Origin of the sequence: Pseudomonas sp. 18058 (assembly GCF_902706155.1) — a bacterium.
Lineage (GTDB): Bacteria > Pseudomonadota > Gammaproteobacteria > Pseudomonadales > Pseudomonadaceae > Aquipseudomonas > Aquipseudomonas rustica.
In genome coordinates this window covers 1-23,335 of sequence record NZ_CACSJY010000042.1, presented here as the reverse complement: position 1 = coordinate 23,335, position 23,335 = coordinate 1, and the positions used below count along the sequence as shown (strand labels likewise).

29 protein-coding genes and 1 pseudogene are annotated in these 23,335 nt (G+C 57.1%); 21 read left to right on the top strand and 9 right to left on the bottom strand.

Annotated elements, in window-relative coordinates:
• The first annotated feature begins 18 nt into the window (after positions 1 to 18).
• The 17 genes from rplE (at position 19) to bfr (ending at position 10,295) form a co-directional block, all read left to right on the top strand.
• Positions 19 to 558: a 50S ribosomal protein L5 gene (rplE, locus tag GVL50_RS20660; protein WP_003176415.1), complete on the top strand. Its 540-nt coding sequence runs from the start codon at positions 19 to 21 to the stop codon at positions 556 to 558.
• A gap of 13 nt (positions 559 to 571) precedes the next feature.
• The gene (gene rpsN, locus GVL50_RS20655) at positions 572 to 877 is read left to right on the top strand and encodes a 30S ribosomal protein S14 (protein ID WP_003228726.1); all 306 of its coding nucleotides are present in this window, start codon (positions 572 to 574) and stop codon (positions 875 to 877) included.
• A 209-nt stretch (positions 878 to 1,086) separates the two neighbouring features.
• Entirely contained in the window at positions 1,087 to 1,479 is a 393-nt protein-coding gene (rpsH, locus tag GVL50_RS20650; RefSeq protein WP_007918458.1) for a 30S ribosomal protein S8, read from the top strand.
• A 12-nt stretch (positions 1,480 to 1,491) separates the two neighbouring features.
• Complete coding sequence (gene rplF / locus GVL50_RS20645; RefSeq protein WP_003176412.1) at positions 1,492 to 2,025, top strand: 50S ribosomal protein L6; 534 nt, start codon at positions 1,492 to 1,494, stop codon at positions 2,023 to 2,025.
• A gap of 10 nt (positions 2,026 to 2,035) precedes the next feature.
• The gene (gene rplR / locus GVL50_RS20640; protein ID WP_003186037.1) at positions 2,036 to 2,386 is read left to right on the top strand and encodes a 50S ribosomal protein L18; all 351 of its coding nucleotides are present in this window, start codon (positions 2,036 to 2,038) and stop codon (positions 2,384 to 2,386) included.
• Between the two features lie 3 nt (positions 2,387 to 2,389).
• Positions 2,390 to 2,890: a 30S ribosomal protein S5 gene (gene rpsE / locus GVL50_RS20635; protein ID WP_007943782.1), complete on the top strand. Its 501-nt coding sequence runs from the start codon at positions 2,390 to 2,392 to the stop codon at positions 2,888 to 2,890.
• A gap of 2 nt (positions 2,891 to 2,892) precedes the next feature.
• Positions 2,893 to 3,069, top strand: coding sequence for a 50S ribosomal protein L30 (gene rpmD, locus GVL50_RS20630; RefSeq protein WP_003176408.1), 177 nt, complete (start codon positions 2,893 to 2,895; stop codon positions 3,067 to 3,069).
• Between the two features lie 3 nt (positions 3,070 to 3,072).
• Positions 3,073 to 3,510 carry a 50S ribosomal protein L15 gene (gene rplO / locus GVL50_RS20625; protein ID WP_042561340.1) on the top strand — a complete coding sequence of 146 codons (438 nt, stop codon included), beginning with the start codon at positions 3,073 to 3,075 and terminating at the stop codon, positions 3,508 to 3,510.
• A complete protein-coding gene (gene secY, locus GVL50_RS20620) occupies positions 3,511 to 4,839 on the top strand; it encodes a preprotein translocase subunit SecY (protein WP_003228718.1) in 1,329 nt (442 codons plus the stop codon). It begins immediately after the preceding gene.
• 28 nt (positions 4,840 to 4,867) lie between these two features.
• The gene (gene rpmJ / locus GVL50_RS20615) at positions 4,868 to 4,984 is read left to right on the top strand and encodes a 50S ribosomal protein L36 (protein ID WP_002555468.1); all 117 of its coding nucleotides are present in this window, start codon (positions 4,868 to 4,870) and stop codon (positions 4,982 to 4,984) included.
• Between the two features lie 129 nt (positions 4,985 to 5,113).
• Positions 5,114 to 5,470 carry a 30S ribosomal protein S13 gene (rpsM, locus tag GVL50_RS20610; RefSeq protein ID WP_003186020.1) on the top strand — a complete coding sequence of 119 codons (357 nt, stop codon included), beginning with the start codon at positions 5,114 to 5,116 and terminating at the stop codon, positions 5,468 to 5,470.
• 30 nt (positions 5,471 to 5,500) lie between these two features.
• On the top strand, positions 5,501 to 5,890 hold the full coding sequence (gene rpsK / locus GVL50_RS20605) for a 30S ribosomal protein S11 (protein ID WP_002555466.1): 390 nt from the start codon (positions 5,501 to 5,503) through the stop codon (positions 5,888 to 5,890).
• Between the two features lie 18 nt (positions 5,891 to 5,908).
• Complete coding sequence (gene rpsD / locus GVL50_RS20600; RefSeq protein WP_003176404.1) at positions 5,909 to 6,529, top strand: 30S ribosomal protein S4; 621 nt, start codon at positions 5,909 to 5,911, stop codon at positions 6,527 to 6,529.
• Positions 6,530 to 6,551: 22 nt separating this feature from the next.
• A complete protein-coding gene (rpoA, locus tag GVL50_RS20595; RefSeq protein ID WP_003186012.1) occupies positions 6,552 to 7,553 on the top strand; it encodes a DNA-directed RNA polymerase subunit alpha in 1,002 nt (333 codons plus the stop codon).
• A 42-nt stretch (positions 7,554 to 7,595) separates the two neighbouring features.
• Positions 7,596 to 7,982, top strand: coding sequence for a 50S ribosomal protein L17 (rplQ, locus tag GVL50_RS20590; RefSeq protein ID WP_007918448.1), 387 nt, complete (start codon positions 7,596 to 7,598; stop codon positions 7,980 to 7,982).
• Positions 7,983 to 8,223: 241 nt separating this feature from the next.
• Positions 8,224 to 9,678, top strand: coding sequence for a catalase (locus GVL50_RS20585; protein WP_159814926.1), 1,455 nt, complete (start codon positions 8,224 to 8,226; stop codon positions 9,676 to 9,678).
• A 149-nt stretch (positions 9,679 to 9,827) separates the two neighbouring features.
• Positions 9,828 to 10,295, top strand: a complete 468-nt coding sequence (bfr, locus tag GVL50_RS20580) for a bacterioferritin (RefSeq protein ID WP_053124309.1) — start codon at positions 9,828 to 9,830, stop codon at positions 10,293 to 10,295.
• A gap of 65 nt (positions 10,296 to 10,360) precedes the next feature.
• On the opposite strand, the gene uvrA is transcribed toward bfr, so the two are convergent.
• On the bottom strand, positions 10,361 to 13,195 hold the full coding sequence (gene uvrA, locus GVL50_RS20575; protein ID WP_008081903.1) for an excinuclease ABC subunit UvrA: 2,835 nt from the start codon (positions 13,193 to 13,195) through the stop codon (positions 10,361 to 10,363).
• Between the two features lie 191 nt (positions 13,196 to 13,386).
• Here uvrA and GVL50_RS20570 point away from each other — a divergent pair, with 191 nt between their 5' ends.
• The 3 genes from GVL50_RS20570 to GVL50_RS20560 all read left to right on the top strand — a co-directional run bounded on the left by GVL50_RS20570 (position 13,387) and on the right by GVL50_RS20560 (position 16,790).
• Entirely contained in the window at positions 13,387 to 14,784 is a 1,398-nt protein-coding gene (locus GVL50_RS20570; protein WP_053124304.1) for an MFS transporter, read from the top strand.
• Positions 14,785 to 14,793: 9 nt separating this feature from the next.
• The gene (locus GVL50_RS20565) at positions 14,794 to 15,318 is read left to right on the top strand and encodes a single-stranded DNA-binding protein (protein ID WP_008081898.1); all 525 of its coding nucleotides are present in this window, start codon (positions 14,794 to 14,796) and stop codon (positions 15,316 to 15,318) included.
• 266 nt (positions 15,319 to 15,584) lie between these two features.
• Complete coding sequence (locus GVL50_RS20560) at positions 15,585 to 16,790, top strand: acyltransferase (RefSeq protein ID WP_082341493.1); 1,206 nt, start codon at positions 15,585 to 15,587, stop codon at positions 16,788 to 16,790.
• A gap of 69 nt (positions 16,791 to 16,859) precedes the next feature.
• Here GVL50_RS20560 and GVL50_RS20555 read toward each other — a convergent pair whose 3' ends face one another.
• The 7 genes from GVL50_RS20555 to GVL50_RS20525 all read right to left on the bottom strand — a co-directional run bounded on the left by GVL50_RS20555 (position 16,860) and on the right by GVL50_RS20525 (position 22,082).
• On the bottom strand, positions 16,860 to 18,017 hold the full coding sequence (locus GVL50_RS20555; protein WP_159814925.1) for a glutathionylspermidine synthase family protein: 1,158 nt from the start codon (positions 18,015 to 18,017) through the stop codon (positions 16,860 to 16,862).
• Between the two features lie 2 nt (positions 18,018 to 18,019).
• A complete protein-coding gene (locus tag GVL50_RS20550) occupies positions 18,020 to 18,703 on the bottom strand; it encodes a DUF1190 domain-containing protein (protein ID WP_053124299.1) in 684 nt (227 codons plus the stop codon).
• 17 nt (positions 18,704 to 18,720) lie between these two features.
• Positions 18,721 to 19,146, bottom strand: a complete 426-nt coding sequence (locus tag GVL50_RS20545) for a DUF350 domain-containing protein (protein WP_053124298.1) — start codon at positions 19,144 to 19,146, stop codon at positions 18,721 to 18,723.
• Positions 19,147 to 19,161: 15 nt separating this feature from the next.
• Complete coding sequence (locus tag GVL50_RS20540; protein ID WP_053124297.1) at positions 19,162 to 19,812, bottom strand: DUF2491 family protein; 651 nt, start codon at positions 19,810 to 19,812, stop codon at positions 19,162 to 19,164.
• A gap of 176 nt (positions 19,813 to 19,988) precedes the next feature.
• Entirely contained in the window at positions 19,989 to 20,687 is a 699-nt protein-coding gene (locus tag GVL50_RS20535) for a PspA/IM30 family protein (RefSeq protein ID WP_159814924.1), read from the bottom strand.
• Positions 20,688 to 20,704: 17 nt separating this feature from the next.
• The gene (locus tag GVL50_RS20530) at positions 20,705 to 21,286 is read right to left on the bottom strand and encodes a YjfI family protein (RefSeq protein WP_246542012.1); all 582 of its coding nucleotides are present in this window, start codon (positions 21,284 to 21,286) and stop codon (positions 20,705 to 20,707) included.
• A gap of 241 nt (positions 21,287 to 21,527) precedes the next feature.
• Positions 21,528 to 22,082 (bottom strand): cysteine hydrolase family protein, encoded by a 555-nt coding sequence (locus tag GVL50_RS20525; RefSeq protein ID WP_159814923.1) that lies wholly within the window; start codon positions 22,080 to 22,082, stop codon positions 21,528 to 21,530.
• Between the two features lie 100 nt (positions 22,083 to 22,182).
• Between GVL50_RS20525 and GVL50_RS20520 the strand changes: the two genes are divergently transcribed.
• Positions 22,183 to 23,184 carry a GlxA family transcriptional regulator gene (locus tag GVL50_RS20520; protein ID WP_159814922.1) on the top strand — a complete coding sequence of 334 codons (1,002 nt, stop codon included), beginning with the start codon at positions 22,183 to 22,185 and terminating at the stop codon, positions 23,182 to 23,184.
• Positions 23,185 to 23,217: 33 nt separating this feature from the next.
• On the opposite strand, the pseudogene GVL50_RS29130 reads toward GVL50_RS20520, so the two are convergent.
• Positions 23,218 to 23,335: pseudogene (locus GVL50_RS29130) on the bottom strand (IS110 family transposase); the annotation flags it as partial.

The window sequence follows — 23,335 nt, the reverse complement described above, 5'->3', positions numbered from 1 at the left end:
ACTGCTAGGTAGAAGACCATGGCACGACTAAAAGAGATTTACTGGAAGGAAATCGCACCGAAGCTTAAGGAAGAACTTAAGCTTTCGAACGTGATGGAAGTTCCACGCGTTACAAAGATCACCCTGAACATGGGTCTGGGCGAAGCTGTTGGTGACAAGAAAGTCATCGAGCATGCTGTTGCTGACCTGGAAAAGATCACCGGCCAAAAAGTCGTTGTGACCTACGCTCGTAAATCCATCGCTGGCTTTAAAGTCCGTGAAGGATGGCCGATCGGCGTCAAAGTGACTCTGCGCCGTGAGCGTATGTACGAGTTCCTGGATCGTCTGCTGTCGATCTCCCTGCCTCGGGTTCGCGACTTCCGCGGCCTGAATGCCAAGTCCTTCGATGGTCGTGGTAACTACAGCATGGGCGTGAAAGAGCAGATCATTTTCCCGGAAATCGACTACGACAAGATCGATGCTCTCCGCGGTCTGGACATTACCCTGACCACCACTGCCAAGAACGATGATGAAGGCCGCGCTCTGCTGCGTGCTTTCAAATTCCCGTTCCGCAACTGATTGGAGTAGGAAAATGGCCAAGAAGAGCATGAAAAACCGTGAGCTGAAGCGTCAGCTCACTGTTGCCAAGTACGCCACCAAGCGTGCAGCGCTGAAAGCTATCATCGTTGATCTGAACGCAAGTCCAGAAGCGCGTTGGGAAGCTACCGTAGCTCTGCAGAAGCAACCACGTGACGCAAGCGCTTCGCGCATGCGTAACCGTTGCCGCCTGACTGGTCGTCCGCACGGCGTTTACCGCAAGTTCGGCCTTGGCCGTAACAAGCTGCGTGAAGCTGCAATGCGTGGTGACGTACCAGGTCTGGTTAAAGCCAGCTGGTAATTGCTGTCAAAGTCTCGATGTTCAGGTTCGCAAGAACCTGACCATCGGTGGCCTTGAATCTGAATCAAGCCCCTTTTGGGGCTTGATTCATTTCTGGGGTGTGTCTAGAATGACCGGCTCGCCTGAGCCCGTGTTTTTCATGCCCGGAAGTTCTCGGCGACAAGTAGTAGCCGCAAGGCTAATTTTTCTGTATTAGGAGCGTCTAGCCCATGAGTATGCAGGACCCGTTAGCGGACATGCTAACTCGAATCCGTAATGCCCAGATGGCTGAAAAGTCTGTCGTAAGCATGCCGTCTTCCACGTTGAAGGTGGCTGTAGCAAAAGTCCTGAAGGACGAAGGTTACATCGCGGATTTTCAGATCACCACCGACGCTAAGCCGTCGTTGTCCATCGAGCTGAAGTACTTCGAAGGCCGTCCGGTTATCGAAGAAGTGAAGCGCGTTAGTCGTCCAGGCCTGCGTCAGTACAAGTCCGTTGAAGATCTGCCGAAAGTTCGTGGCGGTCTTGGCGTGTCTATCGTCTCCACCAACAAAGGTGTGATGACGGATCGTGCTGCGCGCGCTGCCGGTGTCGGCGGCGAAGTTCTTTGCACTGTGTTCTAAGGGGGGATAAGCATGTCTCGCGTCGCTAAGAACCCCGTTAAGCTGCCAGCCGGTGTCGAAGTAAAATTCGCAGGCCAACAGCTTTCGGTGAAGGGTGCCAAGGGCACTCTCGAACTGAACATCCATTCGTCCGTTGAGATTGTTGAAGAAGCTGGTGAGCTGCGTTTCGCTGCTCGCAATGGCGATCAACAAACTCGCGCAATGGCCGGTACCACGCGTGCGTTGGTAAACAACATGGTCCAAGGCGTAAGCCAAGGCTTCGAGCGTAAGCTCCAGCTGGTCGGTGTTGGTTACAAAGCGCAAGCAAAAGGCACGGTTCTGAACCTTGCCCTTGGCTTCTCGCACCCAGTGGATTACGAACTGCCGGAAGGCATCACCGCTGAGACTCCTAGCCAGACCGATATCCTGATCAAGGGCATCGATAAGCAGCTGGTAGGTCAAGTGGCCGCTGAGATCCGCGACTTCCGTCCACCAGAGCCGTACAAAGGCAAAGGTGTGCGCTACGCGGACGAAGTCGTCCGTCGTAAAGAAGCCAAGAAGAAGTAGGGCATAGCAAATGACCGACAAAAAAGTTACTCGACTGCGTCGCGCTCGCAAAGCACGCCTGAAAATGCACGAACTAGAAGTCGTGCGTCTCTGCGTGTTCCGCTCGTCGCAGCACATCTACGCCCAGGTCATCTCGGCCGACGGCAACAAAGTCCTGGCATCTGCCTCGACTTTGGATAAAGAACTGCGTGATGGCGCCACTGGCAACATCGACGCGGCCACAAAGGTTGGCCAGCTGGTCGCTACGCGTGCTAAGGCCGCTGGCGTCTCGCAAGTGGCTTTCGACCGCTCTGGCTTCAAGTACCACGGCCGCGTTAAAGCGCTGGCTGATGCTGCTCGTGAAGCTGGGCTGGAGTTCTAAGTTATGTCAAATAACGACCAAAAGCGCGACGAAGGCTACATTGAGAAGCTGGTTCAAGTTAACCGCGTAGCCAAAACCGTTAAAGGCGGCCGTATCTTCACTTTCACCGCGTTGACCGTGGTTGGTGATGGTAAAGGGCGTGTTGGCTTCGGCCGTGGCAAGTCACGTGAAGTGCCTGCTGCGATCCAGAAGGCAATGGAAGCTGCTCGCCGCAACATGATCCAAGTTGACCTGAACGGCACCACTCTGCAGTACGCAATGAAGTCCGGTCACGGCGCTTCGAAGGTGTACATGCAGCCTGCTTCTGAAGGTACCGGTATCATCGCTGGCGGCGCTATGCGTGCTGTCCTCGAAGTTGCTGGCGTTCAGAACGTTCTGGCCAAGTGCTACGGCTCGACTAACCCGGTAAACGTGGTTCACGCCACTTTCAAAGGTTTGAAAGCTATGCAATCTCCTGAATCCATTGCCGCCAAGCGTGGCAAAAGCGTCAAGGAGATCTTCTGATCATGGCTACCGTTAAAGTAACGCTGATCAAAAGCATGACCGGCCGCATCCCTAACCACAAACTGTGCGTTAAGGGTCTGGGTCTGCGTCGCATCGGTCACACTGTAGAAGTCCAGGATACTCCCGAGAATCGCGGGATGATCAACAAGGCTTACTACATGCTGCGTGTCGAGGGTTAATCGATGAAACTCAATGATCTGAGTCCAGCGCCGGGTTCCCGTCGCGAAAAGCATCGTCCGGGCCGTGGTATCGGTAGCGGTTTGGGTAAGACTGGTGGCCGCGGCCACAAAGGTCAAACCTCCCGCTCCGGTGGCACTATTGCTCCAGGCTTTGAAGGCGGTCAACAGCCGCTGCATCGTCGTCTGCCGAAGTTCGGTTTCGTTTCCCTGAAGGCCATGGATCGCGCAGAAGTGCGTTTGTCCGAGCTGGCTAAAGTGGAAGGCGACATCGTTACCGTGCAGTCCCTGAAAGATGCCAACGTGATCAACGTCAACGTACAGCGTGTGAAAATCATGCTGTCCGGTGAAGTGACTCGCGCTGTCACTATCGGCAAGGGAATCGGCGCCACCAAAGGTGCGCGTTCGGCTATCGAAGCAGCTGGCGGCAAGTTCGAGGAATAAATGGCTAAGCAAGGTGCTCTCTCTGCGCTCGGCAAAGGCGGTATGTCTGAACTCTGGGCTCGTCTGCGTTTTCTGTTCCTGGCGATTATCGTCTACCGAATAGGCGCACACATCCCGGTTCCAGGTATTAACCCGGACCGACTCGCAGACCTGTTTCGACAGAATGAGGGGACCATTCTTAGCTTGTTCAACATGTTCTCCGGCGGCGCGCTGGAGCGGATGAGCATCTTTGCACTGGGGATCATGCCGTACATTTCGGCATCGATCATCATGCAACTGATGACCGCCGTCAGCCCGCAGCTGGAGCAGTTGAAGAAGGAAGGTGAAGCTGGCCGTCGCAAGATCAGCCAGTACACCCGCTACGGCACCGTCGTCCTCGCTCTTGTTCAGGCTATTGGCATGTCCATAGGTCTGGCGGGGCAGGGCGTTGCGTTCACTGGTGACTTTGGCTTCCATTTCGTCGCGGTATCCACGTTTGTGGCTGGTGCGATGTTCATGATGTGGCTGGGTGAGCAGATTACTGAGCGCGGTGTAGGTAACGGTATCTCGATGTTGATTTTTTCGGGTATCGTCGCCGGTCTTCCGAGAGCAATCGGGCAGTCTTTCGAGTCTGCACGTCAGGGTGATATCAACATCTTCGCCCTGGTTGCCATCGGTTTGCTGGCAGTAGCGATTATCGGTTTCGTGGTGTTCATTGAGCGTGGTCAGCGTCGTATTGCTGTTCACTACGCCAAGCGTCAGCAGGGCCGCAAGGTTTTTGCTGCGCAGACAAGCCACTTGCCGCTGAAAGTGAACATGGCTGGTGTTATTCCAGCTATTTTCGCGAGCAGCATTTTGCTGTTTCCGGCTTCGTTGGGTGCCTGGTTTGGTCAGTCTGAAGGTATGGGCTGGTTGCAGGACATCTCGCAGTCGATCGCTCCTGGTCAGCCGTTGAATATTCTGCTGTTTAGTGCAGGGATTATTTTCTTCTGCTTCTTCTATACGGCGTTGATGTTCAATCCGAAAGACGTAGCGGAAAACCTGAAGAAGTCCGGTGCCTTTATTCCGGGCATCCGTCCAGGTGAGCAGTCTGCGCGCTACATTGATGGCGTTCTGACTCGCTTGACCATGTTCGGTGCTCTTTACATGACGGCCGTGTGCCTGCTTCCCCAGTTCCTGGTGGTCGCAGCAAACGTACCGTTCTACCTTGGCGGGACCTCGTTGCTGATCGTGGTCGTGGTTGTGATGGACTTCATGTCCCAAGTACAATCGCACCTCGTTTCGCACCAGTACGAATCCCTGATGAAGAAAGCCAACCTGAAGGGCTACGGCAGCGGCATGTTGCGCTGAGTACCCCATAAGGTTCGAGGAGTTGGTGATGAAAGTTCGTGCATCGGTGAAAAAGCTGTGCCGTAACTGCAAGATTATTCGCCGCGAAGGTGTTGTTCGAGTAATTTGCAGCGCGGAACCGCGTCACAAACAGCGCCAAGGCTGAGTGTGATCCGCTTGAAGCCCGGCAGCTAGTGCGCTGCCGGGTTGATTATTTGTTATTACAGCGATATTATCTCGCGCCCTATTTCTTGGCTTCCGGGGCGTAGGTAGCTGTCAATTGGAGTCCCACTGAATGGCCCGTATTGCAGGCGTTAACATTCCAGATAACAAGCACACTGTTATCTCGCTGACCTACATCTATGGTGTTGGTCGCACTACTGCGCAGAAAATTTGCGCAGTGACTGGGGTAAACCCAGCCGCAAAGATCAAAGATCTGAGCGATGAGCAGATTGAGCAATTGCGTGGCGAAGTGGCGAAGTTCACCACTGAAGGTGACCTGCGTCGCGAAATCAACATGAAAATCAAGCGTTTGATGGACCTCGGTTGCTACCGTGGTCTGCGTCATCGTCGTGGTCTTCCAGTACGCGGTCAGCGTACCAAGACTAACGCGCGTACCCGTAAAGGTCCGCGTAAGCCGATCCGCAAGTAATCGCCCACGCGAATCGACAGGAAATTAATCATGGCAAAACCTGCTGCTCGTCCTCGTAAAAAAGTTAAAAAGACAGTGGTTGATGGCATCGCCCACATCCATGCTTCTTTTAACAACACAATCGTGACCATCACCGACCGTCAAGGTAACGCGCTTTCTTGGGCTACCTCCGGTGGTTCGGGTTTCCGCGGTTCCCGCAAGTCCACCCCGTTTGCTGCTCAAGTAGCTGCTGAACGTGCTGGTCAAGCTGCGCTGGAATATGGCCTGAAAAACCTCGACGTTAACGTCAAAGGTCCAGGTCCAGGTCGTGAGTCTGCTGTCCGTGCATTGAACGGCTGTGGCTATAAGATCGCCAGCATCACCGACGTGACGCCAATCCCGCACAACGGGTGCCGTCCGCCGAAGAAGCGCCGCGTGTAATCCAGGAGATTGTAAAGAATGGCTCGTTACATTGGTCCAAAATGCAAACTCGCTCGTCGCGAAGGCACCGATCTCTTCCTGAAGAGCGGCGTGCGCGCGATCGAATCGAAGTGCAACATTGAAGCAGCACCTGGTATCCACGGCCAACGCCGCGGTCGCCAGTCCGATTACGGCACCCAACTGCGTGAAAAGCAGAAGGTCCGTCGTATCTACGGCGTTCTCGAGCGTCAATTCAGCGGCTACTACAAAGAAGCTGCTGGCAAGAAAGGTGCAACCGGTGAAAACCTGCTGCAACTGCTCGAATGCCGTCTGGACAACGTTGTATACCGTATGGGCTTTGGTTCGACTCGTGCCGAATCCCGTCAGCTGGTATCGCACAAGTCGATCAGCGTTAACGGTCAGACCGTAAACGTTCCGTCGTATCAGGTTCGTGCTGGTGACGTGGTTGCAGTTCGCGAAAAAGCAAAAAACCAACTTCGCATTGTCCAAGCTCTCGATCTGTGTGCCCAACGTGGCCGCGTAGAATGGGTAGAAGTAGACACTGAGAAGAAGTCGGGCGTTTTCAAGAACGTTCCTGCTCGCAGTGATCTGTCCGCCGACATCAACGAAAGCCTGATTGTCGAGCTCTACTCCAAGTAAGGGCTAGAAAATAGGTGCATCCATGCAGATTTCGGTAAATGAGTTCCTGACACCCCGCCATATTGATGTGCAGGTTGTCAGTCCAACCCGCGCCAAGATCACTCTCGAGCCTCTCGAGCGTGGTTTTGGCCACACCCTGGGCAACGCGCTGCGACGCATCCTGTTGTCCTCAATGCCCGGCTGCGCAGTAGTCGAGGCCGAGATTGACGGTGTACTCCACGAGTACAGCGCCATCGAAGGTGTACAGGAAGACGTAATTGAAATCCTGTTGAACCTTAAAGGTCTGGCTATCAAGCTGCACGGTCGTGACGAAGTTACGCTGACCTTGTCGAAGAAGGGTTCGGGGGTGGTTACCGCTGCCGATATTCAGCTGGATCATGATGTCGAGATCGTTAATCCCGATCACGTAATCGCTAACCTGGCGTCTAACGGCGCCCTGAACATGAAGCTCACCGTAGCTCGTGGTCGTGGTTATGAACCAGCAGACTCGCGTCAGAGCGATGAAGACGAAAGCCGCAGCATCGGTCGCTTGCAGCTTGACTCTTCGTTCAGCCCGGTTCGCCGTATCGCATACGTGGTGGAAAACGCCCGTGTCGAGCAGCGTACTAACCTGGACAAGCTGGTTATTGATCTGGAAACCAACGGTACTCTGGATCCTGAAGAGGCTATTCGCCGCGCTGCAACCATCCTGCAACAGCAGTTGGCTGCGTTCGTCGACCTCAAAGGTGACAGTGAGCCAGTGGTTGTCGAGCAGGAAGACGAGATCGATCCGATCCTGCTTCGCCCGGTTGACGATCTGGAACTGACTGTACGTTCGGCTAACTGCCTTAAGGCGGAAAACATCTACTACATCGGTGACCTGATTCAGCGTACCGAAGTAGAGCTGTTGAAGACTCCGAACCTGGGCAAGAAATCCTTGACTGAAATCAAGGACGTTCTGGCCTCCCGCGGTCTGTCCCTCGGCATGCGCCTCGACAACTGGCCGCCTGCAAGTCTTAAGAAGGACGACAAGGCGACTGCCTGATCGTCGTAATCACCGAACGTAGTGTTTGGTAAGGAATGAACCATGCGTCATCGTAAAAGTGGTCGTCACCTGAGCCGCACCAGCTCGCACCGCAAGGCCATGTTCCAAAACATGGCGGTGTCGCTGTTCGAGCACGAGCTGATCAAAACTACACTGCCGAAAGCCAAAGAACTGCGTCGCGTTGCTGAGCCGCTGATCACTCTGGCCAAGACAGACAGCCTGGCTAACCGCCGTCTGGCATTCGACCGTACTCGTTCGAAAGCCATCGTTGGTAAGCTCTTCAACGACCTGGGCAAGCGTTACGCTACCCGTGAGGGTGGCTACCTGCGCATCCTCAAGTGCGGTTTCCGCACTGGCGACAACGCGCCTATGGCGTACGTCGAGTTGGTTGATCGTGCTACTGCTGGCGAAGCTGTATCCGCCGAGTAAGACGTCAGTCTGAAACAAAGAACCGGGCCTAGTGCCCGGTTTTTTGTGTCTGCATGAAAAATGCGCTGTTCGTACAAGCTTCTGACATAGGTCAGCTGTCACCATGGGCCGGGAATCATAATTAGTAATTATCTATCGATGTGCACGAGTTAATGAATTTGTGGCTCTCACGTCGATGATCAATACTTCCCACCAAGCCGATTAGCCGGCAGTTCCAAGACTGACAGAGGAAGAAGACCGTATGAGCCAGATCAAAACGCTTACGACCGCCAGTGGCGCACCTGTCGCTGATAACCAGAATTCTCGCTCCGCCGGCCCACGTGGCCCGCTGCTTCTCGACGATTTCCACCTGCTCGAGAAACTTGCTCACTTCAATCGTGAAAACATTCCTGAACGTCGTGTCCACGCTAAAGGCTCGGGCGCTTACGGCACGTTCACTGTCACTCGTGATATCACCGAGTACACCAGCGCCAAACTGTTTGAATCTGTAGGCAAACAAACCCCGACGTTCCTGCGTTTCTCTACCGTGGGTGGCGAACGTGGTTCGGCCGACACCGAGCGAGATCCACGTGGCTTCGCGCTGAAGTTCTATACCGAGGAAGGCAACTGGGACATCGTTGGCAACAACACCCCGGTGTTCTTCATCCGTGATCCTCTGAAATTCCCGGACTTCATTCACACGCAAAAGCGGCTGCCGCAAAGCAATCTGAAGAGCGCGCAGATGATGTGGGACTTCTGGTCGCATTCGCCTGAGGCGCTGCACCAGGTGACCATTCTGTTCTCCGATCGCGGCATTCCTGACGGCTACCGCCACATGCACGGCTTCGGCAGCCACACTTACAGCCTCATCAGCGCGCAAGGCGAGCGTCACTGGGTGAAGTGGCACTACAAGACAAAACAAGGCATCAAGAATCTGGCACCTGCGGATGCTGCCCGTATTGCCGGCACAGATCCGGATTACGCCCAGCGCGATCTGTTCGAAGCGATCGAGCGTGGTGATTTCCCGAAATGGCGCGTGTGCATTCAGATCATGACCGAGGCGCAAGCGGCGGCGCATTACGAGAACCCGTTCGACGTGACCAAAACCTGGTCGCAGAAAGAATTCCCGCTGATCGAAGTGGGCGAGCTGGAACTGAATCGCAACCCGCAGAACTACTTCGCTGAAGTTGAACAAGCCGCGTTCGGCCCAAGCAATATGGTGCCAGGTGTCGGTCTGTCGCCGGATCGCATGCTGCAAGGTCGCGTCTTCGCTTACGCCGATGCGCATCGCTACCGCGTAGGCACCAATCACCAGCAACTGCCGGTGAACGCGCCACGCAGCCCGGTGAATACTTACCAGCGCGACGGTTCGATGGCGTTCGGCAGCAATGGCGGCGCAGCACCGAATTACGAGCCGAACAGCTACATCGAATCGCCGAAACAAGCTCCGCATTACGCCGAGCCTGCGCTGGCCCTGAACGGTGCGGCTGACCGTTACGATCACCGCGAAGACACCGATTACTACAGCCACGCCGGTGCGCTGTTCCGGTTGATGAGCGACGATCAAAGAGCACTGCTGGTCAGCAACATCGCCGGTGCACTGAGTGGTGTTTCGAGCGATGTCGTTGATCGCCAGTTGCAGCATTTCTACAAAGCCGATCCGGCGTATGGAGAAGCAATCGCAAAGCTGCTCAACGTACAGCTTAACGAAGTCTAAACGAGAAGCAGAACCGCCCTCATTTGGGCGGTTTTTGCGTTATTTAGGCTGCTTTTCTCAGAATATCTTCGCTTTTATTGCGCTAAAAGGGTGACCTTCCGGTCAGGTTGGTTCAAACTACAGCCTTTCAAGTAGGGAGATGTAGGGCGATGCAAGGCCACCCAGACGTAATCGATTACCTCAACACGTTGCTGACCGGCGAACTGGCCGCGCGTGATCAATATTTCGTTCATTCGCGGATGTATGAGGACTGGGGGTTCACCAAGCTCTACGAGCGAATCAATCACGAGATGGAAGAAGAAGCGGGTCACGCTGATGCGTTGATGCGCCGCATTCTGATGCTCGAAGGCACACCGCGCATGCGTCCGGATGATCTGGATGTCGGCAGTACTGTGCCGGAGATGCTCGAAGCGGATCTGCGCCTTGAGTACAAAGTTCGTGCAGCGCTGTGCAAAGGCATTGAGCTGTGCGAGCAGCACAAAGACTACGTCAGCCGCGAGATCCTGCGGGTGCAGTTGAACGACACCGAAGAAGATCACACCTACTGGCTGGAAAAGCAGTTGGGCCTGATCAAACTGATCGGTCTCGAGAACTACCTGCAATCGCACACCTCCTGATCGCAGTAGGTACAAAAAAGCCCCTGTCACTGTTGAAGTGACAGGGGCTTTTTCATGCCCGGCGTTTAAGCCCGATCGCGGATCAGCAACGGTTTGAGGTAATGGCCAGTGTGAGATTGTTTCATCTCGGCCACTTGCTCCGGCGTACCCACGGCGATGATCTGCCCACCCTTGGAACCACCCTCCGGCCCGAGATCGACCAGCCAGTCGGCCGTCTTGATCACGTCGAGGTTGTGCTCGATCACCACCACGGTGTTGCCGTGATCGCGCAGGCGATGCAGCACGTCGAGCAATTGCTGGATATCCGCGAAGTGCAGGCCTGTGGTCGGCTCGTCGAGGATGTACAGAGTTTTGCCTGTGTCACGCTTCGACAGCTCGCGGGACAGCTTGACGCGCTGCGCTTCACCGCCAGACAACGTGGTCGCCGACTGCCCGAGCTTGATGTACGACAGGCCGACATCCATTAACGTTTGCAGCTTGCGCGCCAGCGCTGGCACCGCATCGAAGAACACCCGCGCTTCCTCGATGGTCATTTCGAGGGTTTCGTGGATATTCTTGCCCTTGTATTTGATCTCAAGGGTTTCGCGGTTGTAGCGCTTGCTCTTGCACACGTCGCACGGCACATAGATGTCCGGCAAGAAGTGCATTTCGACCTTGATCAGACCGTCGCCCTGGCACGCCTCGCAGCGACCGCCCTTGACGTTGAACGAGAAACGCCCCGGGCCATAACCACGGGAGCGCGACTCGGGCACGCCGGCAAACAGTTCGCGTATTGGCGTGAACAGCCCGGTGTACGTCGCCGGGTTGGAGCGCGGCGTACGACCGATCGGGCTTTGGTCGATGTCGACAACTTTATCGAGATGTTCCAGGCCCTTGATGCTGTCATGCGCGGCGGCTTCCAGCGTCGTCGCGCCGTTAAGTGCGGTGGCGCTCAGCGGAAACAGCGTGTTGTTGATCAGCGTCGATTTGCCCGAGCCGGACACGCCAGTCACGCAGGTCAGCAGGCCGATCGGGATTTCCAGATCGACATTGCGCAAGTTGTTACCGCGCGCGCCCTTGAGCGACAGGGTCAGCTTCTTGTTGCGTGGCGTACGTTTGGCCGGCACTTCAATCTTCACCCGGCCCGACAGGTATTTACCGGTCAGGGAATCCGGGTGCGCCATGACCTCGGCCGGTGTACCTTCGGCAACAATCTGCCCGCCGTGCACACCGGCGCCCGGGCCAATATCCACGACATAGTCGGCCAGACGAATCGCATCTTCGTCGTGCTCAACCACGATCACCGTGTTGCCGATGTCACGCAGATGTTTGAGCGTGCCGAGCAGGCGATCGTTGTCACGTTGGTGCAGACCAATCGACGGTTCATCGAGGATGTACAAAACACCGACGAGGCCGGCACCGATCTGGCTGGCCAGACGAATACGCTGTGCTTCGCCGCCGGACAGGGTGTCGGCGCTGCGATCCAGCGACAGATAGTCCAGACCGACGTTAACGAGGAACTGCAGACGCTCGCGGATTTCCTTGAGAATCTTGTCAGCGATCTCGCCGCGACGCCCGGTCATCTTCAGTTCGCCGAAGTACACGCAGGCATCGCCGATCGGCAGATTCGTCACCGCTGGCAATGTCTTCTCGCCGACCCACACATGGCGTGCTTCACGCCGTAGACGCGTGCCACGGCAGTCCGGGCAGGACTGGGTGCTGAGGAACTTGGCCAACTCTTCGCGCACGCTCGCCGATTCGGTCTCGCGGTAGCGACGTTCCAGATTCGGCACGATGCCTTCGAACGGGTGTGAACGTTTGACGATATCGCCACGGTCGTTCAAATATTTGAAGTCGACGTTCTGCGAGCCGCTGCCATGCAGGATTTGTTTCTGCTGCTCGGCGGTCAGTTCGTTGAACGGTTTTTCCAGGCTGAACTTGTAGTGCGACGCCAGCGAACCCAGCATCTGGAAGTAATAGACGTTGCGCCGATCCCAGCCGCGTATCGCGCCCTCGGCCAGGGTCAGCTCGCCGTTGACCAGTCGCTTGATGTCGAAGAACTGCTTCACCCCCAGACCATCGCACGTCGGGCAGGCGCCGGCCGGGTTGTTGAAGGAGAACAGCTTCGGTTCCAGCTCGCTGATCGCGTGGCCGCAGATCGGGCAGGCGAAGCGTGCGGAGAAAATCATCTCTTCGCCCGGCTCGTCGTCCATCGGCGCAACCAGTGCGATGCCGTCTGCCAGTTTCAGCGCGGTTTCGAACGATTCGGCCAGACGCTGTTGCAGATCGGCGCGCACTTTAAAGCGGTCGACGATCACGTCAATTGAATGCTTCTTCTGTTTATCCAGTTTCGGCAGCTCGTCGAGCTCACAAATACGCCCGTTGACGCGCGCGCGGACGAAACCTTGCGCCCGCAGCTCTTCGAAAACTGAAAGGTGTTCGCCTTTACGTTCGCGGATCACCGGCGCCAGCAGCATCAGTTTGCTGCCTTCGGGCTGCGCCAGCACCAGGTCGACCATCTGGCTGACGGTCTGCGCTTCCAGCGGAATATCGTGATCCGGGCAGCGCGGCGTACCCACGCGTGCATAGAGCAGACGCAGGTAGTCGTAGATTTCGGTGATGGTGCCGACCGTGGATCGCGGGTTGTGCGAGGTCGATTTCTGTTCGATGGAAATCGCCGGCGACAGGCCTTCAATGGTGTCGACGTCGGGTTTTTCCATCATCGACAGGAACTGGCGGGCATAGGCCGACAGCGATTCGACATAGCGGCGCTGACCTTCGGCGTACAGTGTGTCGAAAGCCAGGGACGACTTGCCGGATCCGGACAGGCCGGTGATGACGATCAGTTTGTCCCGTGGCAGGGTCAGGTCGATGTTCTTCAGGTTGTGGGTACGGGCCCCACGTATCAGGATCTTGTCCAAAGTGGCCTCGCTCGGCGGGCGTCGAAAGCGTAAGAGTATACGGGCAAATACTGGATGGATGCACACTATCAAGCGTAGCGTTGTTTGCCCTGAATGAAGAGTGTTTCATCTGTACGCGTCAAAGCGTCGCGATCTACCCCGTCTTTCGATGGGACTGGTAGAATCGCCGCCGGTTCACACGAGGTTTATCCATGCACGATCCCCACAGCGAACGCATGAGTGGCAGCGAGACCCGCGCAGCGAGCGGTCTGGCCCTGGTGTTCGCCTTCCGTATGCTTGGCATGTTCATGGTGTTGCCGGTACTGGCAACCTACGGCATGGATTTGGCGGGAGCGACCCCGGCCCTGATCGGGTTGGCCATCGGCGCTTACGGCCTGACCCAGGCGATTTTTCAGATCCCGTTCGGGGTCATTTCCGACCGCATTGGCCGCCGTCCGGTTATTTACCTCGGGCTGATCGTCTTCGCCCTCGGCAGCGTGCTGGCCTCTCAAGCCGATTCGATCTGGGGCGTGATCGCCGGGCGAATCCTGCAAGGCGCCGGGGCGATTTCCGCAGCGGTCATGGCATTGTTGTCTGACCTGACGCGCGAGCAGCACCGTACCAAAGCGATGGCCATGATCGGCATGACGATTGGTCTGTCGTTCGCCGTGGCCATGGTCGTCGGGCCATTGCTGACCCGTGCGTTTGGCTTGTCCGGACTGTTTCTCGCCACCGGTGGCATGGCGCTGGTGGGCATCGTCATCGTCATGTTCATGGTGCCGAAATCGACCGGGCCGCTGACTCACCGCGAATCCGGTGTGGCGCGTCAGGCGTTGATGCCGACGCTCAAACATCCTGATCTGCTGCGCCTCGATCTGGGCATCTTTGTGTTACATGCCATGTTGATGTCGAGCTTCGTCGCGCTGCCTCTGGCACTGGTCGAAAAAGCCGGTTTGCCCAAGGAACAGCACTGGTGGGTCTACCTCACCGCGTTGCTGGTTTCGTTCTTCGCCATGATCCCGTTCATCATCTATGGCGAGAAGAAACGCAAAATGAAACGAGTTTTGCTCGGCGCCGTGACGACGCTGATGCTGACTGAGCTATTCTTCTGGCAGTTCGGTGACAGCTTGCGGGCTCTGGTGATCGGCACGGTGGTGTTTTTCACCGCGTTCAATCTGCTGGAGGCTTCATTGCCGTCGCTGATCAGCAAGGTTTCACCGGCGGGCGGGAAGGGCACGGCCATGGGCGTGTATTCCACCAGCCAGTTCCTTGGTTCGGCACTTGGCGGGATACTCGGCGGCTGGTTGTTTCAGCATGGCGGTCTGTCGGTTGTGTTCCTTGGATGTGCCGGGCTGGCTGCACTTTGGCTGGCCTTTGCTGTTACCATGCGCGAACCTCCCTACGTGACGAGCCTGCGCTTGCCGTTGTCGCCCGAGGCGATCCGCGAAGCGGGTCTGGTCGAGCGCCTCAAGGCCCTCGTAGGGGTAACCGATGCAGTGATAGTTGCTGATGAAGCGGCTGTTTACATCAAACTGGACAAAGAATTAGTGGATCGCGACACCCTCGAACGCCTGGTGAACAACCCGGCCGGGGCTGCTTGCGACGCCTAGGAGAACGTTATGGCCCGTGGGGTTAACAAAGTCATATTGGTCGGCACTTGCGGCCAGGATCCCGAAGTTCGCTACCTGCCTAACGGTAACGCCGTGACCAACCTGAGTCTGGCAACCAGCGAACAGTGGACCGACAAGCAAACCGGTCAGAAGGTCGAAAAGACCGAGTGGCACCGTGTTTCGATGTTCGGCAAAGTCGCCGAAATCGCCGGCGAATACCTGCGCAAGGGTTCGCAGGTTTACATCGAAGGCAAGCTGCAGACCCGTGAGTGGGAAAAAGACGGTATCAAGCGTTACACCACCGAAATCGTGGTCGACATGCAAGGCACCATGCAACTGCTCGGCGGCCGTCCACAACAGGGCGACCAGCAAGGCGGTGGCAACAACTATCAGCAGTCCGCTCCGGCTCCACGCCAGCAGGCGCCGCGTCCGCAGCAGTCGGCTCCGCAACAGCGTTCGGCCCCGGCTCCTCAGCAGGCCGCACCGCAACCGGCTCCGGATTTCGACAGCTTTGATGACGATATCCCGTTCTGATTTGCCCGCTGAATCACCTTTGATTTAGCCTCGAAGCCCCCGCATTGCGGGGGTTTTGTCGTTCTGGACGGGCCAAAGATGTCGTCTCGTTCAACTCATGACCGATGAGTCGTTTGGTCTGGTTACGGAAAGTTTCGCACTGAGTCTTGAAGGCTGCCGCCAGTCGCACCATGATCCGTACCTGCGACTGGATATTCAGGCGCCTTTTTGCAAAAGCAGGATCCCGGGGAGCTGGGCTGCGTCCATCACAAAAACAAGAGAAAACGATGAGCAGTAGCAAGAACAAGGAAATCGAGTATCTGCGCGGCGTGGCCATCCTGATGACGGTGTTGGCCCATAGTTCGTTGTTGTTGCCATTCCATAGCGACTTCATGCAGAAAGTGTTCAATGTGTTTTCCCCGTGGTCAGGGGTGGATCTTTTTTTCTGTATTTCCGGTTACGTGGTCAGCAAAGCGTACCTCGATTATTTTGATAAAAATCGTGAGCAGGGCCGATTCGGCCTCGCGGCCACCTCGTTCTGGATCCGTCGGGCCTACCGTCTGCTGCCCACCGCGTGGCTGTGGGTATTGATTCCGCTGGCGTTCTCGATCTTCTTCAACCAGTCGAATGCGTTCCAGTCGTGGTTCGATAATTTGCGCAGCTTCACGGCCGTCGCGACCTTCACCGGCAATCTGGCGAACCAGTACGGTGTGCTGCTGGGGCCGAACTCGGTGTACTGGAGCCTGGCGCTGGAGGAGCAGTTTTACTTCATCTTCCCGCTGTTTCTGCTGCTGATCACATCCACTCGTTGGCGAGTAATCGCCCTGCTCGCACTGATTGCCGTGCAGTTCCCGTTCAATCGTTATGCCTTCGGCGGGCCAACGGCGGCCATGCTCTTCTCGTTCCGTCTGGATGCGATGATGTGGGGCATTCTTCTGTGCCTGTTCACGCGCACCTCACTGTACAAAGACATTGAGCCAGTGGCGCTGGGCGCCAGCCTGATCAAACGGTTCGGGTTGACGCTGTTCCTGCTGTACATGCTCGGGGCCATTGCCGGGCAACTGATCGCCATGCCCATCGCGGTGGGGCTGATCGCATTGAATGCATTGGTTCTGGTCTGGCTCTCCAGTTATCAAAAAGGCTATGTCTACTGCCCGGCGTTCTTGAGTGGAATTGCCCAATGGCTAGGCTCGCGTTCTTACGCTTTGTACGTCATACACATGTTCGCCTACCACTTGAGTACCGAAATCTGGAGTCGAGTGGCCAGCGACAGAGGTGTCGAACTGGGGCCTGAGTTCACCGTGGAAATGTTGCTCACCTCGTTTGCGATCATGTTGGTCTGCAGCGAGTTGAACTACCGTTTTGTCGAGACTCCGCTGCGTCGACGCGGCGCGGAAATCGCACGGCGCAGAATGGCTGGTGTGAGCACGTCGGAAACCGCCAGGGACAAACTCCCGGCAGATCGTCCGGTACGCTCGACAGAGCTGTCTTGACCGAGGGCGAAAAAAAACCGTAGAGCTCACGCGCTACGGTTTTTTTATGGCTGAAAAGTGGCGTATGGCTCAATCGAGAATCAGGTGCGGCAGGAAGCGGCTCGAGTCTTTGGTGATCAGGCTGTTGTCTTCGCGCACGCCAATGCCTGCGGCTTGATCGCCTATCACCCACGAACCAATCAGCGTGTAGCTGTCGCCAAACTTCGGCAGTGGCGCAAATTCCTGCAGGATAAACGGCGCATCGGTGTAGGGCCCGTCTTCTTTGACGATCAGACCTTCAGCCGTCTGCAACTCAATGTTCGCGCCTTCACGGGAAAAGTACGGCTTGCGCACCCAACCCTTGGGCACCGCACTGGCCGGGTTTGGATCAAGGTGCGCCGCGAGCAAGTTCGGATGACCCTTGTGCAGTTCCCACAATAAAGGGAGCGCGCCTTTGTTCGACAGAATCGCCTTCCACGCCGGTTCAAAAAACTGCGTATCGCACTCGGCAATCGCCGCCCCGAAAGGTTCGTGGAAGATGAACTCCCAGGCGTGCAGCTTGAACAGGTGCGGGATCCAGCGATCCTGCAGATCGACAAAGCGACCTTCAGCCGTCAGGCCAATGTCTTCAATGTCGATGTGCCGCGATTCGATGCCGACTTTTTCTGCGATCAGCCGCAAGTAATCGGTGGTGCCCTTGTCTTCGACCGAGTCTCTCATCGAAGAGAAATAGAACGGCCGCGTCAGCTTCATTTCGGCAAAGGCTTGATGCAGTTTGGTGTCGATGCTGTTGAACTGGTCGGCATTCGCCGGCAGCGTGCCGCGCTCGATGCATTGCTCCAGCCAGCCCCACTGAAACGCCGCTGCCTCGTACAGGCTGGTCGGCGTGTCGTAGTTGAGCTCCAGCAGTTTCGCCGGGCCGTTGCCGCTGTAGGAAAAGTCCATGCGCCCGTACAGATGCGGATGACCTTCGCGCCAAGAAGTGCGGATCATGTCGTAGTACGGCGCAGGGATGCTCAGACGATCCAGCAACTCTTCGCTGTTGACCACGCGGTCGACCAGATCAATGCACATCTCGTGCAGCTCGGTGGTCGGATCCTCAAGATCGTTTTCGATCTGCGCGAGCGTGAACTGGTAGTACGCGCTTTCGTCCCAGTAGGGCTCGTCGTCGATGGTGTGAAACATAAAGCCGAGGCTTTCGGCGGTCTGTTTCCAGTCCGGGCGCTCGGCGCAGAGGATTTTCTTCATCGTCAGCTGCTCGAACGACCGGAACTGCTGCCCCAGCCACCCCAACCGCTGCGAGCACTCGACTGGCTACCGAAGCCGCCGCGCGAGGTCGACGAGGCAACGTTGACCGGTTTGCTTTTGCTGCTTTCGTAATCCGTCTGGCTGCGCGTCGTCGTTTCGGCTCTGCGGTATTGCGTCGAAGTGTTGTAGGGCTGGCGCGTGTCGCGATCGCGGTACACCGTGCGATTGACGTTGTTGCTCATCGCGTTGCCGATCAGCCAACCGGTCAGCCAGCCACTGCCGCCGCCACTGGAGGTGTGCGAAGTGTTTTGCACATTCTGCGCGGCATCACCTGCCGGCATTTGCGCGCCGGCGATGGCGTCGAGGTTCTGCGCCGGTTCACCGTTCTGCGGCACTTTGAAGCCGCCGAGTTTCGGCACGAAGCGGCCATCGGAATTTTTCTGACACCAATCGGCGGCGAAGTCGGCGTCGCACTTGGCCTTGTCGTCGTACGCCGGGGCGATGCGCCGGTGTTCGGTCAGGGCAGCGACGTAGGCGTTGGAGCAGACATCGGCAGCCACTTCGGCATCGACGCACTGTTCCACGCTCTGGAAGTTACGCGGCTGCTCGACCGCCGCCGCTTCACCGGAGATGGCCATGGCCACCGACGCGGCGAGGGACAACTGCACATATTTACTGCGTTTCATCGAGGGCTTCCTGCCGGTCAGTTGGACGGGGTCATGCACGCGGCGTTAAGCATGCCGACGCTGATGGCGACCGCTGCCACGTAAATGCCCGAAGCGATTTCACCGTTGGCAATGCGCTGCGAGGTGCCCTTGAGCACCAGGCCGGTGGCGAGGAATGCCAGCAGTTGCACAACAGCGGCAATCACCGCCCACAGGACGAAGTCGAGGACGTTGACCGAGAAGGCGATCACGTTGCTGGCCGGGATCGCGAAACCGATGATCGCACCGGACAGCGCGATGGCGGCGGCGACGTTGCCGGAGCGAATCAACTCGAACTCTTTGTGCGGGGTGATGCGGGTGTAGACGAATTGGAACAGCATGAACAGCAGCACGGCGCCGATCAGGTAGACGACGAAACCGACCAGCGCGGTTTTGTTCAGGGAAACGGCCAGCACTTCCAGCATGAAAAACTTCCTTTTTTAGATGGGGCTCAGATCAGTCGTGTACAGCGAGATACCCAAAGAGGTGCTCAGGCTGACGGTGCCTTCTTCGTCCTGTTCGACGGAGAACAGCAGCAATTCGCGGCGATCGGTCAGGCCGGTTTCGCGCGCGTAAAGCATCGAGTGGTGTTCGATGGTGTAGGACTCGTCCGGGTTGATGACTTGTTCGGTCATCGGCACCAGTTCGGTCTGGCCCTGTTCGGTGCCCCATTCGCGGGTGTACTCGACGCCATCGTGGGTGTAGGTCGGCAGGCCGATCGCGCTGTTAGGGCCGGCCAGGCGCTGCAGTTCGGCGTCACTGTTGACGGTCACGTAACTGAGGTAGTTGAACAGCGTGACCGATTCGATCTGGTCGTCGCCGGTAACGTGGATCTGCAGCCAGAAATCCTCGTCGTTCATGTAATAGCGGTGCAGTTTGTTCGACTGGCCGAGGTCGACCCAACCGGCGCTCCAGATCGCTTGATCGAAGGGCACACGCACCGTGGTCGAACCGTCGAGCAACAGCGCCAGCGTCGTATCGAACCTGACAGCCTTGCCCTGGGCCATGCCGAGTGGGCCACTGGCAACGGTCGGTGTCGGCGCAGCGGTCTGCCAGTTGCTGGTGCCCAGCAAATCTTTAAACCATCCCATGGGTACGTTCCTTGAGGCGGGTGGAGGTGTTCGTCGGCGGAAAAAGCGTGGCTAGTGTACCGGGCCGGGATCCCATGTAGGAGCTGCCGAAGGCTGCGATCTTTTGATTTTGTTTTTAAAGACAAGATCAAAAGATCGCAGCCTTCGGCAGCTCCTACACAGGGCAGGTTGCGATGTTACTGAGCGGATTTCTGCTTCAGGCGCTCAAGAATCGCATTGGCGCTGCCGGCGTTCGGCGTGATGCCGGCTTCTTGCAGCTTGCGATCCAGGTCATTGCCGGCCGCGGCGTCTGCCAGTTCATCGGCAGCGCTCAGTTCGGCAGCGCGTTGTTGCTGCTTGGCTTGCAGGCGGTTCAGCGTACCCACTGCAGTTTCCAGTTTGCCGTTGGCGCCGCCGCTGGCGATGGATGCACTGACCTGAGCCTTTTGCACGCTGTCGCGGGCCTTGGCCATGTCGACTTGCTGGCGCAGGCTCTTGATGCGGGCTTCGGCCTTGTTGATGTCTTTGCGCATGTTTTCGGCGTAGACACCGAACTCGTCGCTCTGCTTTTTCTCGGCATCGAGGTCGTTGGTCAAGGTCGAAATCGCTTCGGCCACTTCCAGCGCCAGATCTTCACGGCCAGCGTTCAACGCCGACACAGCCTTGGCTTCGAGATCCTTGATCTTGGCGTCGTACTCGCTCACACGGTCGGCGGCCAGTTTGTGCTTGGCCATGATGGTGACCAGCTCGCGACGTGCGTTCGACAGGGCGGTGTCGGCATCGCGGATTTCCTGATCGAGGATGCGCAGGGCCTGTTGGTCGACGATCGATTCGCCGACTTCATTGGCGCCGCCGCGCAGCGCGGTGAACAACTTGCTCCAGATGGACTGAGTCATTGGATTTTCCCTGTTGATTACTTGAAGAAGTGTTCGAAGGCTTCGCTCGCGCGCTGCACGTTGTCGACCAGGGTTTTCACCTCGGTGACGACGTTGGTCAGGCTCGAGTCGGCGCTGAGGGCGCCAAACATGTTGTAAACGGTCTGTCCGTTGGGCATCGATTCGATACCGATCGACGACAGCGGGAACATTTCCCGGCTGCGCAACACGGCGTCATTGAAGGCGTGCACGTCGGTGATCGAATCGATATCGACCAGCACGGTGTCAACGATGATCTGTTGACCGGCGACGGCGATGTGAATCGGCAGACCGCCGAATTCGTTCATTTCCAGCTTGATGCTGGGTTCGGAGCTCTGGATCAGCGACAGCGTGATCTCGTGCGAAGCCACCTCGTCCAGGGCCTTGAGGGCGTTGAAGAGGCTATCGATATTCCAGTTGTTGCCTGCGCTCATGTAATTCTCCGACATGAAAGAGCCAGCCAGAATCGGTTGGCGTAGCTGTTGCTCCATTTGCTTGAGCAAGCTTCGGTTTTCGGGAAGCACCCAAGTTTCGTGTTTCACATAACCGGCAGCGGCCAGGCCCGCACGCATCTGCTTCATATAAAAGCTCGACGGTTTTTTTGCGGACGCCTTCGCGCGCTCTCCCTTGGGACTATCAGATTTCGCGGTGGGGGAACGGCTTTTCATGGCTATGACTCGGTTATGAACATCTCACGCGTGAGCCACACTACAACCAATCCAAAATGCCAGCAATGACTCACGCGTGAGTTTTTTATGACAGACGAAAAAAGGCCCGCAACGTGGCGGGCCCTCTGTTTATAGACTGTTTGCAAAGTGTTGCTTAGCGATCAGCCGACAGAAATTCGTCCGTCGAGATCACACTGGCGTAGGCAAAGCGCAGTGCCGACATGAACGCAGCGTGTACATGGGCGGCAGGCACGGTCAGGCCGTTGAATTCCAGATCGCGGCTGGCGCAGGCGTCGTGAATCACCGTCACGGTGTAGCCAAGATCCGCTGCCGCGCGAGTGATGCCATCGACGCACATGTGGCTCATGCTGCCGACCACCACCAGCTCCTTGATGCCTTGCTCATCGAGGATCGATTGCAGTTCAGTCTCGCGAAACGAATTGACGAAGTGTTTGAGCACGACCGGCTCGTCGGCGCGGTTGAGCACTTTCGGGTGCAGCTTGGCGCCGTCCGAACCCGGAGTGAAAAACGGCGCATCCGGCGAAGTGAATTCGTGGCGGATGTGCACAACCGAATCGCCCGCCTCACGGAACGCTGCAATCAGTCGCACGGCATTGTCGGCGGCGGCATCCGCGCCGACCAGCGGCCACTTGCCTTGGGGGAAGTAGTCGTTCTGGATATCGACTACGATGAGTGCTTGTTTGGCCATGGGTGTGTCCTCGAAGTGCTTGTTGGTGTGGTGCAAGTATTGGCGCTGGCCGATGATTCGAGGATTGGCCGCACCGACAATAGACAGGGGAAAACTGACAATGGGCGTTGAAAAAGCCGCCATCGCTGAACTCGGCGTGCTGATTTATCCCGGCGCGCAGATGGCAGCGGTGCATGGCTTGACCGATCTGTTCGGCGTGGCCAACCGCATTGCCGCTGAGCATCAGACCGCGCAATTGCCGGTGCTGCGGGTCAGTCATTGGCAGGTCGACGGTGATCAGCCGCCCGTGCGGGTTTACGACAGTCATCCGGGCGACGAAAGCGATTTGCTGGCGGTGCTGATTCCGCCGTCAATTGGCGGCTTCAGTTCGGCAAACATGCCACCCAGCCTTGCGCAGTGGTTGCGCGATCAACATGCCCGTGGCGCGACGCTCGGCGGTGTCTGCGTGGGTTCGCTGATGTTGGCGGAAAGCGGTTTGCTCGATGGCCGTAGCGCCACCACCCACTGGACGTCGGCGAAGGCGTTCGCCGAGCAATACCCGAAGATCAAATTGAAAGCCGATACGCCCATCGTCGATGACGGCGACCTGATTACTACCGCTGGATTGATGGCCTGGTCGGAGCTTGGCTTGCGCCTGGTCGACAGGCTGCTCGGGCCGAGCATCGCCACCGGTACCGCGCGTTTTCTGGTGATCGAACACAGCGACAGTGCCAGTGAGTGCGGGAGCAATTTTGCGCCGATTCTCAGTCATGGCGATGCGGCGATTCTCAAGGTTCAGCATTGGCTGCAAAGCACCGGCGCGACGGATGTTTCGCTGACCGCGATGGCCGAGCGTGCAGGGCTGGAGGAGCGCACGTTTCTGCGGCGGTTTCGCGCGGCGAGCGGGTTGAAGCCGACCGAGTATTGTCAGCATCTGCGGGTGGGCAAGGCGCGCGAGATGCTCGAGTTCACCAATGGCACGATCGATCACATTGCGTGGACAGTGGGGTATCAGGATCCGGGAGCGTTTCGGGCGATTTTCAGGAAGATCACCGGGCTGGCGCCGAGTGATTATCGGGCGCGGTTTGGTGTGACCCCGAACTTGAAGGCGACAAATTCCTAATGTGGGAGATTCTATGGTTGCGAACAACGTTTTTTAGGCAGTTTTGCTGACGTATGCTTTCTCGCTCTTCAGCAGCGCGTATGCAATACGCGCGAGTTTACGTGACAAAATCACCAGCGCTTCAGTGGTGGCCTTGCCCTTGTTTCGATGA

Bases quoted from the DNA above. Each gene is read 5' to 3' on its own strand.
- rplE (WP_003176415.1), top strand. From the start codon at position 19: ATGGCACGACTAAAAGAGATTTACTGGAAGGAAATCGCACCGAAGCTT.
- rpsN (WP_003228726.1), top strand. From the start codon at position 572: ATGGCCAAGAAGAGCATGAAAAACCGTGAGCTGAAGCGTCAGCTCACT.
- rpsH (WP_007918458.1), top strand. From the start codon at position 1,087: ATGAGTATGCAGGACCCGTTAGCGGACATGCTAACTCGAATCCGTAAT.
- rplF (WP_003176412.1), top strand. From the start codon at position 1,492: ATGTCTCGCGTCGCTAAGAACCCCGTTAAGCTGCCAGCCGGTGTCGAA.
- rplR (WP_003186037.1), top strand. From the start codon at position 2,036: ATGACCGACAAAAAAGTTACTCGACTGCGTCGCGCTCGCAAAGCACGC.
- rpsE (WP_007943782.1), top strand. From the start codon at position 2,390: ATGTCAAATAACGACCAAAAGCGCGACGAAGGCTACATTGAGAAGCTG.
- rpmD (WP_003176408.1), top strand. From the start codon at position 2,893: ATGGCTACCGTTAAAGTAACGCTGATCAAAAGCATGACCGGCCGCATC.
- rplO (WP_042561340.1), top strand. From the start codon at position 3,073: ATGAAACTCAATGATCTGAGTCCAGCGCCGGGTTCCCGTCGCGAAAAG.
- secY (WP_003228718.1), top strand. From the start codon at position 3,511: ATGGCTAAGCAAGGTGCTCTCTCTGCGCTCGGCAAAGGCGGTATGTCT.
- rpmJ (WP_002555468.1), top strand. From the start codon at position 4,868: ATGAAAGTTCGTGCATCGGTGAAAAAGCTGTGCCGTAACTGCAAGATT.
- rpsM (WP_003186020.1), top strand. From the start codon at position 5,114: ATGGCCCGTATTGCAGGCGTTAACATTCCAGATAACAAGCACACTGTT.
- rpsK (WP_002555466.1), top strand. From the start codon at position 5,501: ATGGCAAAACCTGCTGCTCGTCCTCGTAAAAAAGTTAAAAAGACAGTG.
- rpsD (WP_003176404.1), top strand. From the start codon at position 5,909: ATGGCTCGTTACATTGGTCCAAAATGCAAACTCGCTCGTCGCGAAGGC.
- rpoA (WP_003186012.1), top strand. From the start codon at position 6,552: ATGCAGATTTCGGTAAATGAGTTCCTGACACCCCGCCATATTGATGTG.
- rplQ (WP_007918448.1), top strand. From the start codon at position 7,596: ATGCGTCATCGTAAAAGTGGTCGTCACCTGAGCCGCACCAGCTCGCAC.
- GVL50_RS20585 (WP_159814926.1), top strand. From the start codon at position 8,224: ATGAGCCAGATCAAAACGCTTACGACCGCCAGTGGCGCACCTGTCGCT.
- bfr (WP_053124309.1), top strand. From the start codon at position 9,828: ATGCAAGGCCACCCAGACGTAATCGATTACCTCAACACGTTGCTGACC.
- GVL50_RS20570 (WP_053124304.1), top strand. From the start codon at position 13,387: ATGCACGATCCCCACAGCGAACGCATGAGTGGCAGCGAGACCCGCGCA.
- GVL50_RS20565 (WP_008081898.1), top strand. From the start codon at position 14,794: ATGGCCCGTGGGGTTAACAAAGTCATATTGGTCGGCACTTGCGGCCAG.
- GVL50_RS20560 (WP_082341493.1), top strand. From the start codon at position 15,585: ATGAGCAGTAGCAAGAACAAGGAAATCGAGTATCTGCGCGGCGTGGCC.
- GVL50_RS20555 (WP_159814925.1), bottom strand. From the start codon at position 18,017: ATGAAGAAAATCCTCTGCGCCGAGCGCCCGGACTGGAAACAGACCGCC.
- GVL50_RS20550 (WP_053124299.1), bottom strand. From the start codon at position 18,703: ATGAAACGCAGTAAATATGTGCAGTTGTCCCTCGCCGCGTCGGTGGCC.
- GVL50_RS20545 (WP_053124298.1), bottom strand. From the start codon at position 19,146: ATGCTGGAAGTGCTGGCCGTTTCCCTGAACAAAACCGCGCTGGTCGGT.
- GVL50_RS20540 (WP_053124297.1), bottom strand. From the start codon at position 19,812: ATGGGATGGTTTAAAGATTTGCTGGGCACCAGCAACTGGCAGACCGCT.
- GVL50_RS20535 (WP_159814924.1), bottom strand. From the start codon at position 20,687: ATGACTCAGTCCATCTGGAGCAAGTTGTTCACCGCGCTGCGCGGCGGC.
- GVL50_RS20530 (WP_246542012.1), bottom strand. From the start codon at position 21,286: ATGAAGCAGATGCGTGCGGGCCTGGCCGCTGCCGGTTATGTGAAACAC.
- GVL50_RS20525 (WP_159814923.1), bottom strand. From the start codon at position 22,082: ATGGCCAAACAAGCACTCATCGTAGTCGATATCCAGAACGACTACTTC.
- GVL50_RS20520 (WP_159814922.1), top strand. From the start codon at position 22,183: ATGGGCGTTGAAAAAGCCGCCATCGCTGAACTCGGCGTGCTGATTTAT.